This window comes from Bacillus sp. FSL W7-1354 (assembly GCF_038002405.1).
Lineage (GTDB): Bacteria > Bacillota > Bacilli > Bacillales > Bacillaceae > Bacillus > Bacillus paralicheniformis.
Map to the genome: position 1 here is coordinate 2,910,247 of NZ_JBBOCL010000001.1, position 12,460 is coordinate 2,922,706.

The 12,460-nt window shown below is 45.8% G+C and carries 14 protein-coding genes; all 14 read right to left on the reverse strand.

Translation table 11 applies throughout. From position 1 onward, the window contains the following. Positions 1–154 precede the first annotated feature (154 nt). Positions 155–1,465 carry a UDP-N-acetylglucosamine 1-carboxyvinyltransferase gene (murA, locus tag MKZ04_RS14855; RefSeq protein WP_020453252.1) on the reverse strand — a complete coding sequence of 437 codons (1,311 nt, stop codon included), beginning with the start codon at positions 1,463–1,465 and terminating at the stop codon, positions 155–157. Between the two features lie 32 nt (positions 1,466–1,497). Then, on the reverse strand, positions 1,498–2,241 hold the full coding sequence (locus tag MKZ04_RS14860; protein ID WP_020453253.1) for a YwmB family TATA-box binding protein: 744 nt from the start codon (positions 2,239–2,241) through the stop codon (positions 1,498–1,500). Positions 2,242–2,377: 136 nt separating this feature from the next. Next, positions 2,378–2,611, reverse strand: a complete 234-nt coding sequence (locus tag MKZ04_RS14865; protein WP_003186001.1) for a DUF1146 family protein — start codon at positions 2,609–2,611, stop codon at positions 2,378–2,380. Positions 2,612–2,993: 382 nt separating this feature from the next. Next, complete coding sequence (locus MKZ04_RS14870) at positions 2,994–3,389, reverse strand: F0F1 ATP synthase subunit epsilon (protein ID WP_020453254.1); 396 nt, start codon at positions 3,387–3,389, stop codon at positions 2,994–2,996. A gap of 23 nt (positions 3,390–3,412) precedes the next feature. After that, positions 3,413–4,834, reverse strand: coding sequence for a F0F1 ATP synthase subunit beta (atpD, locus tag MKZ04_RS14875; RefSeq protein WP_020453255.1), 1,422 nt, complete (start codon positions 4,832–4,834; stop codon positions 3,413–3,415). A gap of 25 nt (positions 4,835–4,859) precedes the next feature. Continuing rightward, positions 4,860–5,714: an ATP synthase F1 subunit gamma gene (gene atpG / locus MKZ04_RS14880; protein ID WP_020453256.1), complete on the reverse strand. Its 855-nt coding sequence runs from the start codon at positions 5,712–5,714 to the stop codon at positions 4,860–4,862. Between the two features lie 88 nt (positions 5,715–5,802). Further along, positions 5,803–7,311, reverse strand: a complete 1,509-nt coding sequence (gene atpA / locus MKZ04_RS14885; protein WP_020453257.1) for a F0F1 ATP synthase subunit alpha — start codon at positions 7,309–7,311, stop codon at positions 5,803–5,805. Between the two features lie 7 nt (positions 7,312–7,318). After that, positions 7,319–7,873: a F0F1 ATP synthase subunit delta gene (locus MKZ04_RS14890; protein ID WP_020453258.1), complete on the reverse strand. Its 555-nt coding sequence runs from the start codon at positions 7,871–7,873 to the stop codon at positions 7,319–7,321. Beyond that, a complete protein-coding gene (atpF, locus tag MKZ04_RS14895) occupies positions 7,870–8,388 on the reverse strand; it encodes a F0F1 ATP synthase subunit B (RefSeq protein WP_020453259.1) in 519 nt (172 codons plus the stop codon). Before atpF ends, MKZ04_RS14890 begins: the two co-directional genes overlap by 4 nt. 174 nt (positions 8,389–8,562) lie before the next feature. Then, positions 8,563–8,775, reverse strand: coding sequence for a F0F1 ATP synthase subunit C (gene atpE / locus MKZ04_RS14900; protein WP_243941745.1), 213 nt, complete (start codon positions 8,773–8,775; stop codon positions 8,563–8,565). Between the two features lie 49 nt (positions 8,776–8,824). Next, entirely contained in the window at positions 8,825–9,556 is a 732-nt protein-coding gene (atpB, locus tag MKZ04_RS14905; RefSeq protein WP_023857083.1) for a F0F1 ATP synthase subunit A, read from the reverse strand. A gap of 7 nt (positions 9,557–9,563) precedes the next feature. Beyond that, positions 9,564–9,947 (reverse strand): ATP synthase subunit I, encoded by a 384-nt coding sequence (locus tag MKZ04_RS14910; protein WP_020453262.1) that lies wholly within the window; start codon positions 9,945–9,947, stop codon positions 9,564–9,566. A gap of 400 nt (positions 9,948–10,347) precedes the next feature. Further along, complete coding sequence (upp, locus tag MKZ04_RS14915; protein WP_020453263.1) at positions 10,348–10,977, reverse strand: uracil phosphoribosyltransferase; 630 nt, start codon at positions 10,975–10,977, stop codon at positions 10,348–10,350. Positions 10,978–11,104: 127 nt separating this feature from the next. Next, entirely contained in the window at positions 11,105–12,352 is a 1,248-nt protein-coding gene (gene glyA, locus MKZ04_RS14920; RefSeq protein ID WP_025810647.1) for a serine hydroxymethyltransferase, read from the reverse strand. Positions 12,353–12,460: the final 108 nt, after the last annotated feature.

A 12,460-nucleotide genomic window follows, 5' to 3' on the forward strand; every position in this document is an offset into this window, starting at 1 on the left:
CGGGGACAAGCTAATATGACTGTACTTTTCAACTGCGGCTGCGTATTTTAAAAGCCATTCTTGTGCATAATGATAAATATGGGAGGCATACTGATATAGAATACTTGAAACATAAAAATCAGTATGCCGGATGACATACTGATTTCACGTTGATTTATGCATTTAAATCGGATACAACTTCTTTATTTTCAATATGAACCGCTTCTTCATCGTTAACGCGCTCAATATCAGCACCGATACCGGCAAGTTTTTGGTGGAAGTTGACATATCCCCGGTCTAAATGTTTTAATTCGGTTACGCGCGTATGACCGTCAGCGACAAGGCCAGCAAGGATAAGAGCTGCGCCGGCGCGAAGATCCGTTGCGGCCACCTCAGCACCTTGAAGTTGCACAGGACCATTAATAATGACAGAACGGCCTTCGATTTTAATATCTCCGTTCATACGGCGGAATTCTTCCGCATGCATGAAGCGGTTCTCAAAGACGGTTTCTGTGATCATGCTGGTTCCATTTGCGCGCATCAAAAGAGCCATCATCTGAGACTGCATATCAGTCGGGAAACCTGGATGTGGCATTGTTTTTAAATCAATAGGCTTCAATTCAGAAGGACCGATGATCCGAAGACCGTCTCCTTCTTCCATGATTTGAACGCCCATTTCTTCCATTTTCGCAATTAAAGATGTTAAGTGCTCAGGAACCGCTCCCTTTACCAGTACGTTCCCTTCGGTAATCGCAGCGGCAACCATGAACGTACCCGCCTCGATCCGGTCAGGAATAATGGTATGTTTTGCACCATGAAGCGCCTTAACGCCTTCAATTTTAATGGTGCCTGTACCGGCACCCCGAATTTTACCGCCCATTGCATTGATATAGTTAGCCAGATCAACGATTTCAGGCTCTTTAGCAGCATTTTCGAGCGTTGTCGTGCCCTCAGCCAAAGCTGCAGCCATAATCAGGTTTTCAGTTGCTCCGACACTAGGAAAATCAAGATAAATTTTTGCGCCTTGAAGGCGGCCTTCTACAGTCGCTTCAATAAAGCCGTTTCCGACTTTAATTTTTGCGCCCATTGCTTCAAAGCCTTTCAGATGCTGATCGATCGGTCTTGAACCGATTGCACATCCTCCAGGCAAAGCCACTCTCGAGTGACCTGTGCGAGCAAGAAGCGGACCCATCACCAATACAGATGCGCGCATTTTACGAACATATTCAAACGGAGCTTCCGTAGACAAAGTGCGAGATGCATCAACCGTTACTGTATTATTTTCAAAATGTACACTTGCGCCTAAATGACGTAACACTTCGTTAATCGTATATACATCGGAGAGCGTAGGCACATCACATATTACGCTTTTTTCTTCACTGGCTAATAAAGATGCAGCGATAACTGGTAAAACGGCATTTTTTGCTCCTTCAACTTTGACTGTGCCGTTTAACTTTCGACCGCCGCGGACGATGATTTTTTCCAAGGTATTCCCCTCCGCGTCCCAATTTCTCTATATTAATATTCAGTCGTGACGATTGGTGTGCCAACCGTGACGGTAAGTTTTTCGCCCATTCCCGCATTTCTAAGCGAGACTTGCAGATTCATACGGTGTTTTTCTGTCTTGATGGATTCTTTCCACTCGTTAGTGTAAGCAGAAATAGAAACGAAATTTGGTTCGATTAAATCTTCAACTGACTTTGCATCAAATTCATGTACTAGTTCATTTGCTTTTTTTTGCAAAACAACATTCATCATACCATTTAAATGGCCCTTTAGACAAGTAAAAATTGCGGTCTTTTCTCGCATTATGTCGAATGCATCCCGTTCAAACTGCTTATATGTAGTATTCCAGTTTTCCCGTGGTCCCGCGCCTTTTTGCTCATACAATAAATACGAAACAAGTCTCTGGTTTTTGTGGGTGGATACCAAATGTATTTTGGAATTGATGTGATTTTTTTTGTCCTGAAAAACACCTGTTGCTTTAACTGTATCATCGTCTTCCCGCGTTATAGTCCATTGATATTGTCGATGCTGTTTCTTGAAATGTTTCAGTTTTGCAAAAAAATCTTTTTCACTTAGGGTAAGCTGCTTTTTTGTGTGCAGGGTCCATTCTTCAAGCTCGACATCATGGCGGCTCAAACCTTCCGCCAGCTGTTCCAGCGGCGTATTGCCCGCTGCTTCAAGCGATTGAAAGACATGAACAATTAAAAATAAAACCACAATAAAAATGAGGGCATTAACCGTTTGTTTTGTCTTCATTCCGCATCATCCTCTCCTACTCTCCATTGTTGACGGATCGTAGGAAAAGCATACGTGGAAAAACAAGGTCCCCCGCTGATTTTGCGGAATGCGGCGTTACCCACATTTGTCCATTCCCAAAAATTCTTTTACTCAATCATGAAAATAAATTTTGAAGCTGTCTGGAATAATAAAGATAGTCCAAGAAAAAATTGCTGACGGTGGAGCCGACGGCGATTGTAATGATGATCATTAACACCCTCGCCTGAATGACTTTTCCTTTCCTGATAAGCGGATCAATATTGACCGCCAGAAGAGCCCACCAAGTCAATGCAATAAAAAAAAGATGAACGATGATACTGACAGCAGCCTGTTGTCCGATCTCTTCCATTATTGATGACGCCTCCTTACGTTCCAGCCGGTTTGGTGGCTCCGGCCTGCCTAGTCTCTTCTGCTGTGGGATAAAGGAATGATGCCGGTCATTTCAAGTCATTTTAACAGTTTTGATGTTTCATGTTAAGACGTTCATGGATAGAACTTTTTCCCATAGATGGAGTGATCCTCTGTTGCCTGAGGCCAATGTTGAGGAGTTTGCTTGAATGTCTTACATCCTCTTTCTGGCGGAAGAGAACATAGCTTACTATTTTGTATTATAGATAGATTCAAACTAAAAAGGCGAACAATTTGTGAACTTTTTTCAACATTTTCAATTCTGTTTAATCATGAATATAAAAGAACCCTTCCCATCCTTAATATGGGAAGGATCCTCATCTTTATCTCGCAACATCCAACCGGTTAATCGCGCGTTTTAAAGCAAGCTCTGCCCGAATAATGTCAACATCTGGCGTATGCTTTTGCAAACGTTCCTCGGCACGCCGTTTTGCGGCCAAGGCGCGTTCTTTGTCAATTTGTTCAGATGTTTCCGCCGTCTGGGCCAGAATGGTGACATGGTCAGGGCGGACTTCAACTATGCCCCCGCTGACGGCAACCAGCTCAGTTTGACCGTCTTTTTTCAGACGGACTGCAGCAATTTTTAGCGGAGCAACCGTCGGAATATGGCCGGGTAAAATACCAAGCTCACCGCTCTCTGCTCGAACGCTTACCATTTCTATATCCGCATCGTATACTGGGCCGTCGGGAGTAACGATATTGACTTTTAAGGTCTTCATGCTTTTACCCTCCTAGGACCAGATTATACTTCTACACCCATTTCTTTCGCTTTTTCGACAACTTCTTCGATTCGGCCGACAAGACGGAAAGCGTCCTCTGGAAGGTGATCATACTTACCTTCAAGGATTTCTTTAAAGCCTTTTACCGTTTCTTTGACAGGAACGTAAGAACCTTTTTGTCCTGTAAACTGTTCAGCTACGTGGAAGTTTTGCGATAGGAAGAACTGTACGCGGCGCGCACGGCTGACGACAAGCTTATCATCGTCAGAAAGCTCATCCATACCGAGAATCGCAATGATATCCTGAAGCTCTTTATAGCGCTGCAGGATTTGCTGTACTTGGCGGGCCACTTGATAGTGCTCTTCTCCGACGATTTCTGGCGCAAGTGCACGAGAAGTTGAAGCCAGAGGGTCAACCGCAGGGTAAATACCCATTTCAGACAGCTTACGCTCAAGGTTTGTTGTCGCATCCAAGTGAGCGAACGTTGTTGCCGGTGCCGGGTCAGTATAGTCATCGGCAGGAACGTAGATCGCCTGAATCGATGTAACGGAACCGACATTTGTAGAAGTGATCCGTTCCTGAAGCTGACCCATTTCAGTTGCAAGCGTCGGCTGATAACCAACCGCAGACGGCATGCGTCCAAGAAGTGCAGATACTTCAGATCCGGCTTGAGTGAATCGGAAGATGTTATCGATAAAGAACAATACGTCCTGGCCTTCTTTATCACGGAAATGCTCTGCCATTGTAAGTCCTGTCAAGGCAACGCGCATCCGCGCACCAGGCGGCTCGTTCATCTGACCGAAGACCATTGCCGTTTTGCCGATAACGCCGGAATCTTTCATTTCATAGTAAAGGTCGTTTCCTTCACGCGTACGCTCGCCGACACCCGCGAATACAGAGATACCGCCATGCTCTTGAGCGATGTTGTTGATTAGCTCCTGAATCAGGACGGTTTTTCCAACTCCCGCCCCTCCGAAAAGACCGATCTTTCCGCCTTTAATATATGGAGCGAGCAAGTCGACGACTTTAATACCCGTCTCTAAGATTTCAACCTCTGTTGATAGCTGATCAAATGTTGGAGCTTCTCTGTGAATCGGATCTTTGGCAGCATCAGCCGGAAGCGGCTCATCCAAATCGATGTTTTCCCCGAGTACATTAAATACGCGGCCGAGTGTCACGTTTCCGACCGGAACGGAGATCGGCTCTCCCAGGTCGATGGCTTCCATTCCGCGTGTAACACCGTCAGTTGAAGCCATTGCAATCGTCCGAACTGAATCATCACCCAAGTGAAGCGCTACTTCAAGGGTAAGTTCGATATCTACTTCATTCTCGTTCTGCGCTTTATGTGTAACTTTAATCGCATTATATATTTCAGGCAAGTGACCGTCTTCAAAACGAACGTCTACGACCGGTCCCAATACCTGGCTAACGCGTCCTTTTTTCATCTCTATCCCTCCTGACAAGCTTTTTCTATTCTAAGGCAGCTGCACCGCCGACAATTTCCGTAATCTCCTGCGTAATCGCCGCCTGACGAGCACGGTTGTAAGACAGTTCGAGGTCAGCGATAAGCTCTTTCGCATTGTCCGTTGCGTTTTTCATCGCTGTCATCCGCGCAGCATGTTCACTCGCTTTACTGTCCAGAATCGCGCCGAAAATCAAGCTCTCAGCGTACTGAGGCAGAAGCACTTCCAAAATTTCTTCTTCGTCCGGTTCAAATTCATAGGAAGTTCTTTTTTTGTTTGGCGCGATATCTGATAATGGCAGCAGCTTTTTCTCCGTCACCTCTTGAGAAATCGCGCTGACAAAGTGGTTGTAGAACAAGTAAAGTTCATCAAATGTCTCATCGATAAACATTTGTATCGTACTGTTCGCCAAATCCTTAATTTCTGGAAAGGAAACTTCGTCCCTGATGCCGGTCATTTCGGAAATAACCGGGATGCCGCGTTTTTTGAAGAACTCGCGTCCCATTTTTCCGATCGCGATGACCGCATATTCGTCTTTTGACTGATGGCGCTCCTGGATTTTCTGGTACGCTTTGCGGAGAACGTTAGCGTTAAAAGCGCCGGCAAGTCCGCGGTCAGATGTGATGACCAGATAGCCGGTCCGCTTCACGGGACGGCTCGACATCATCGGATGCGTTCCGGTGTATCCAAGCGCAATATCAGCAACGACTTCCTGCATTTTCTCCATGTATGGAACGAACGATTTCGCTTTACTCTCAGCGCGGTTCAGCTTTGAGGCAGAAACCATTTGCTGAGCTTTGGTGATTTGACTCGTTTTTTTATTTGAAGTAATTCTGGATTTAATATCCCGTAATGAGGCCAAAAGGTTTCACCACCTTTTTGTTTTCAAATTCACTCCGAATTTACGTGAAAAAGAGAGAAAAAGAAGATCTTTTTCTCACTTCAAATGTTTAGTTGCTGGGTGCAAACGTACGTTTAAAGCCTTCGATCGCAGCCTTCATGTCCTCGTCGGCCGGAAGGTTTCCTGTCTGAGCAATTGAATCAAGGAGATCTTTATGGTTTTGATCAAGGTACATAAAGAACTCTTCTTCAAAGCGTCTGATGTCCTCTACAGGCACATCATCAAGGAATCCACGGGTCAGGGCATAAAGAATGGCAACCTGCTTTTCGACGCGGAGCGGCTGGTTCAGATCCTGTTTCAGAACTTCCACTGTACGGGCTCCACGGTTCAGCTTGGCCTGCGTCGCTTTATCAAGGTCAGATCCGAACTGTGCAAATGACTCAAGCTCGCGATAAGATGCCAAGTCAAGACGAAGGGTACCGGCTACTTTCTTCATCGCTTTGATTTGCGCAGATCCGCCGACACGGGATACCGATAATCCAGGGTTGACGGCAGGGCGCACGCCTGAGAAGAACAAATCAGACTGCAGGAAGATCTGTCCGTCTGTGATTGAGATGACGTTTGTCGGAATATAGGCTGAAATGTCGCCAGCCTGCGTTTCAACAAACGGCAATGCTGTTAAAGATCCTCCGCCTTTAGCGTCGCTCAGTTTCGCAGCGCGCTCAAGCAAGCGGGAGTGCAGGTAGAATACATCTCCAGGGAATGCTTCACGGCCTGGAGGACGGCGCAGAAGCAAGGAAAGTTCACGATAAGCCGTCGCTTGTTTTGAAAGGTCGTCATACACAACCAGCACGTGTTTTCCGTTGTACATGAATTCTTCACCCATCGTAACACCCGCATACGGCGCTAGATACAATAGCGGTGCAGGCTGTGAAGCGGAAGCTGTGACAACGATGGTATAGTCAAGAGCGCCTTTTTTGCGCAGCGTTTCAACGACACCGCGAACAGTCGATTCTTTCTGACCGATCGCAACATAGATACAAATCATGTCCTGATCTCTTTGGTTCAAGATCGTGTCAATCGCAATCGATGTTTTACCCGTCTGACGGTCACCGATGATCAGCTCACGCTGACCGCGGCCGATAGGAATCAGCGCATCGATCGGTTTAATTCCCGTTTGAAGCGGTTCATGAACGGATTTACGATCCATAACACCAGGTGCCGGGCTTTCGATCGGACGGGTTTTGCTTGTGAGAACCGGGCCCATTCCGTCTACAGGCTGACCGAGCGGATTGACAACGCGGCCGAGCAGCTCTTCACCGACGGGAACTTCCATGATCCGTCCGGTTCTTTTGACTTCGTCACCTTCACGGATGTCTTTGTAAGGTCCCAAAATAACGATACCTACGTTTGATTCTTCAAGGTTCTGAGCTAAGCCCAGCACACCGTTTGAAAATTCGACAAGCTCACCTGCCATACAGTTATCAAGGCCGTGCACGCGTGCGATACCGTCACCGACCTGAATTACCGTACCTACGTCGTGAACTTCTATTTCAGACTGATAATTTTCAATTTGCTGTTTAATAAGAGTGCTAATTTCTTCAGCTTTGATGCTCACTTAGGTTTCACCCCTTCTTTCGATTTTCGCCTGCTAATTGACGTTCTATCCGGTCAAGCTTTCCTCTTACACTGCCGTCATAAATACGGTTCCCGATGCGGATTTTCACTCCGCCGATCAGATCCGGATTCACTTCGTTTCTGACGCGCAGTGAAGCGGCGCCTGCTTCTTTTGCAAACACTTGAGAAAAAGAGGAAATTTCCTCTTCGCTGAGCGGTTTTACAGAGTATACGATCGCGTCTTCCGTCCCGCGGAACCGATTCGCCATTTTAACATAATCGTCCGCGAGATCCGGGACGATTGACGTGCGGCTGCGGTCAACGAGAAGATAAAGCGTATGTAAGACTGCAGTCGAAACAGATCCGAACGAGTCTTTTAAAATCTGCTTTTTCTTTTCAGCGGGCACTTTAGGATGACTCAGAACGGCATTGAGGTCTTTATGATCAATAAATATCTTCTTAACGACGGTCAGCTCTTCTTCTATTTCATTGACCTTCTTGGATTCAAGGGCAATGTCAAACAAAGCGGCTGCGTAGCGTTTGGAGACAGCTGATTGGCTCATCGGCTTTCTCCCACTTCTTTAAGATAGTCTTGGATCAATTTTTCCTGGGCTTGTTCGTCAAGCTCTTTTTCGATCACTTTCGAAGCGATCATCACAGACAGTGATGCAACCTGCTCGCGCAGCGCGCTGACAGCCTGGTCTCTTTCTTTGACAATCTCGCTTCTGGCTGATTCTTTCATGCGTTCTGCTTCCTGGCGCGCAGCCTTGATGATTTCATCCTTTTGCTGTTCTCCCAGTTTTTTCGCGTTTTCAATCAGAGAATGGGATTCTTCACGCGCTTCTTTCAAAAGCGCCTGCTGCTCTTCAATGAGCTTCTTCGCTTCTTCATTCTTTTTCTCGGCAGAGGAAATCTCTCCGGTAATGTAGTCTTCACGCTCTTTCATTATATTTAATAGCGGCCCTAAAGCGTATTTCTTCAAGAGCGCTAACAAAATCAGCATGGCAACAAGCTGGAACAGCATTGTTCCGGCATTAAACCCTACTCCTGCACCCATAACCTGTGGTAAAAAAGACATCGAATACGGCAACTCCCTTCTTGCAGATTATCTCTCCGCGGCCATCGAAAAAATGTTCTCCCTCTTTTTTCAGGAGGTTGTTTCTTCCGGCCGTTATGACAGTTCAAGCAACCATAAAGCAATGGCGAAGGCCTCTTGCAGTGATCTTCGCCATTTTACTAGTTATATAAGTTTTTAGCGGAAGAATGCTAAGAACGCGATAACAACAGCGATAATCGGAAGGGCCTCAACCAATGCTACCCCGATGAACATAAGCGTTCTTAATTCTTTACCAGCCTCAGGCTGACGTGCGATTCCTTCTACTGTACGTGATACGATAAGTCCGTTACCAATACCTGCACCAAGTGCACCTAATCCAATTGCGATTGCAGCTGCTATTAAATTCATGAAAAAGTTCCTCCTTTAAATTGTTATCCTTTTCGGATATGTCTTGTTTTTAGTGTTCATGACTTACTTTGTGAGACATGTAAACCATTGTTAACATCGTGAAGATGAATGCCTGGATTGTACCTACGAACAAGCTGAACGCCTGCCATAAGATCATCGGCACAACCGCTCCAATGGTTCCAACCAGCCCCATGAAAATGCTTTGAGAATAGAAGTTGGTTGCCATTCCGGCAAGAAGGCCGAGCAGAATTTCGCCGGCGAAAATATTACCGTAAAGACGCAATCCCAATGTTAATGTATTCGCAAATTCTTCAATAATTTTGAGCGGCACTAAATACGGAATTGGTCTGAAGAAATCTTTGGTATACTCCCCCAACCCTTTTCTTTTCACTCCGTAGTAATGAGTGAGGCCTACTACCATGACGGCGAGGGTTAAAGTAACCGCCGGATCGGCTGTCGGGGATTTCCACCATAATTCATGGCCTACTGTAATGGAAAACGGAAGGCCGAGCATGTTGGCAACAAATATGTACATCAGCAGGGTTATGCCAAGGGCGAGAAAGTCTCTGCCGACTTTAAGATCCATTGTGCTGCCGATAATATTGCGAACAAAGTCGACAATCCACTCCATAAAGTTCTGGGCTTTCGTCGGCCGGATCGCAAGTGTTCTTGTGGTCAGCACCGCTATCAGAAAGACGATGATGCTTGTCACAGTAATCATTAAGATACTTGATACATCAAAGTTAAGGCCTAAAAAGTTAACAACTCTTGATTCGTGCAAAGGGTCTTCACCTCTCTTCCATTGATGAACGTTTTAGCTGGATAAAGGAATCTATCATAATGACAGGATAAATTGTCATCAACCCCACAATGACGCCTGCCAAATGAATATATTCAGGGTATTTATAAGCAATGGCCGCCGCGATAATGGCGTTGCACAATCTGGAAGCAGTCCCGAGAGAACGGATCATTTTGCCTTTTGCCACTGCTTTATCGAAGGCCTGCATCCTTTTGGTCAGCAGCCAGAGATTGAAATAGCTGAAAACAGTGCCGGTAATCAGGCCTAAAAAAATCGCCTGAAATGGCAGAAATCCATAGCCTAACACGCAGACTGCTAAAATATATAGGACATATTTTTGTTGCCTACGGAATGAAAGACTCGCATCGGTCATCAAATACGCTCCTGATGTGAAAATTTTAAATCTATCTTACGATTACGGTAAACTAGGCGGTCTGACCATTTTACAGAACGTAGTGTTCTGTTCAAGACTTCACACACTCCGAAAATTCTCGGGCCGGTGATCTGTCTGTCGCCTGCAAATATGGGGTTTTCAAAGGATTTTAACAGAGGACTGGTCATTATGATAACCGCTATGAAAACCTTATCATAATAGCCTATTTTAGCATACAATAGCCCCCCTGAGGTGTCAATCTGTTTAAAGTTAAAAAACTATTCATAATCACAGCGTCTCTCACAAAATGTTCACAAATTCGCCCCATTTAAGACGCACACATGTTTAATTATGGTATAAAACACAAAAAAAGAAAACCCTTTTTCAGGATTTTCTTACATTATTTCGTTCCGAACATGCGGTCTCCGGCGTCGCCCAATCCGGGAACGATATATCCTTTTTCATTTAGTTTCTCATCCAAAGCGGCAATGTAAATGTCAACATCAGGATGATGCTTCTGAACTTCGTCTACACCTTCCGGAGCAGCGATCAGACACATAAAACGGATATTTTTTGCGCCGCGTTTCTTCAAGCTGTTCAGCGCCTCTACCGCCGAACCTCCGGTAGCCAGCATCGGATCGACGACGATGAATTCGCGTTCTTCAACATCGGATGGAAGCTTGACATAATATTCAACAGGCTTCAATGTTTCAGGATCACGGTAAAGCCCGACATGTCCGACTTTTGCAGCGGGAATCAGCTTCAAAATTCCGTCTACCATTCCCAGTCCCGCTCTTAGAATCGGAACAACCCCGAGTTTTTTTCCGGCGATGACGTTTGACTTTGCCATTTGCACAGGAGTTTCTACATTCACTTCCTCCAGCGGCAGGTCCCGCGTAATCTCAAATGCCATCAGCGTTGCAACCTCATCAACAAGCTCTCTGAATTCTTTTGTTCCGGTCTCTACATCCCGGATGTATGTAAGCTTATGCTGTATAAGAGGGTGGTCAAACACGTATACCTTTCCCATATCCGTTTTCAGCTCCTTTTTTTCACACACTTCTATTGATTCTACATAAAAAAACAGCTTGTTTCAACAAAAATCAGGAGACAATTTTATGAAAAAAGCCGCCCCTTTTGGGAGCGGCACAAATATCTTAGTAATCAAGCCCGGTATATAACGGGTATTTGCTTGTCAGCGCTTCTACGCGCTGTTTTGCTTCTTCCAGCTTCGCTTCGTCTTCATGGTTTTTAAGGGCAAGCGCGATGATCGCTCCCACTTCTTCGATCGCTTCCAGATCAAAACCGCGGCTTGTCACGGCTGCTGTACCTACGCGGATTCCGCTCGTTACGAAAGGTTTTTCAGGATCATAAGGAATCGCGTTTTTATTGACGGTGATGCCGACTTCATCAAGAACATTTTCAGCCACTTTTCCGGTCATGCCGAGAGAGCGCAGGTCGACCAGCACAAGATGGTTATCCGTTCCGCCTGATACGAGCTCGATGCCCTCTTTTTTCAATGTTTCAGCCAAGTGCTTCGCATTATTGATGACATTTTGGGCGTATGTTTTGAATTCGTCTTTTAAAGCTTCGCCAAAGGAAACAGCCTTTGCAGCGATCACGTGCATTAACGGTCCGCCTTGAATTCCAGGGAAGATCGACTTGTCGATTTGCTTTGCAAACTCTTCACGGCAAAGAATCATGCCGCCGCGCGGTCCGCGAAGCGTTTTATGAGTTGTCGTCGTCACAAAGTCAGAGTAAGGAACAGGATTCGGGTGAAGACCTGCTGCTACAAGTCCGGCGATATGCGCCATGTCTACCATCACATAGGCTCCGACTTCATCAGCGATTTCGCGGAACTTTTTAAAATCGATGGTGCGCGGATACGCGCTTGCCCCGGCCACGATCAGCTTAGGCTTATGTTTAAGCGCTTTTTCACGTACATCTTCGTAGTCAATATACTGCGTCTCTTTATCAACACCGTATTCAACGAAATTGTACTGAACACCGCTGAAGTTGACAGGGCTGCCGTGCGTTAAATGTCCGCCGTGAGCAAGGTTCATTCCCAATACGGTGTCACCGTGCTCTAAAATCGTGAAGTATACCGCCATGTTCGCTTGTGCGCCGGAATGCGGCTGAACGTTGACGTGCTCGGCGCCGAAAATCTGCTTGGCGCGGTCGCGCGCGATATCCTCTGCGACATCTACATGCTCACATCCGCCGTAGTAGCGTTTACCAGGATATCCTTCCGCATATTTATTTGTTAAAACCGAGCCTTGAGCTTCCATAACCGCTTCGCTTACAAAGTTTTCAGAAGCGATCAGCTCAATCTTCGACTGTTGACGTTTCCGCTCATCTTGAATGGCGCTAAAAACTTGTTCATCTTGCGCAGGTAAATGTTTCATCAGCGAGATCCTCTCCTATCTGTTTCCATTTCGTTAATTATACCATCTCATTGTACACGGTTTTTCATGCAAATGTAAGAGATTATTTTTAAAAATCGTTTTTTATTA

Excerpts from the sequence above, each read along its gene's own strand:
- MKZ04_RS14860 (WP_020453253.1), bottom strand. The coding sequence starts at position 2,241 with ATGAAGACAAAACAAACGGTTAATGCCCTCATTTTTATTGTGGTTTTA.
- MKZ04_RS14865 (WP_003186001.1), bottom strand. The coding sequence starts at position 2,611 with ATGGAAGAGATCGGACAACAGGCTGCTGTCAGTATCATCGTTCATCTT.
- MKZ04_RS14870 (WP_020453254.1), bottom strand. The coding sequence starts at position 3,389 with ATGAAGACCTTAAAAGTCAATATCGTTACTCCCGACGGCCCAGTATAC.
- atpD (WP_020453255.1), bottom strand. The coding sequence starts at position 4,834 with ATGAAAAAAGGACGCGTTAGCCAGGTATTGGGACCGGTCGTAGACGTT.
- MKZ04_RS14890 (WP_020453258.1), bottom strand. The coding sequence starts at position 7,873 with ATGAGCCAATCAGCTGTCTCCAAACGCTACGCAGCCGCTTTGTTTGAC.
- atpF (WP_020453259.1), bottom strand. The coding sequence starts at position 8,388 with ATGTCTTTTTTACCACAGGTTATGGGTGCAGGAGTAGGGTTTAATGCC.
- atpE (WP_243941745.1), bottom strand. The coding sequence starts at position 8,775 with ATGAATTTAATAGCAGCTGCAATCGCAATTGGATTAGGTGCACTTGGT.
- MKZ04_RS14910 (WP_020453262.1), bottom strand. The coding sequence starts at position 9,947 with ATGACCGATGCGAGTCTTTCATTCCGTAGGCAACAAAAATATGTCCTA.
- upp (WP_020453263.1), bottom strand. The coding sequence starts at position 10,977 with ATGGGAAAGGTATACGTGTTTGACCACCCTCTTATACAGCATAAGCTT.
- glyA (WP_025810647.1), bottom strand. The coding sequence starts at position 12,352 with ATGAAACATTTACCTGCGCAAGATGAACAAGTTTTTAGCGCCATTCAA.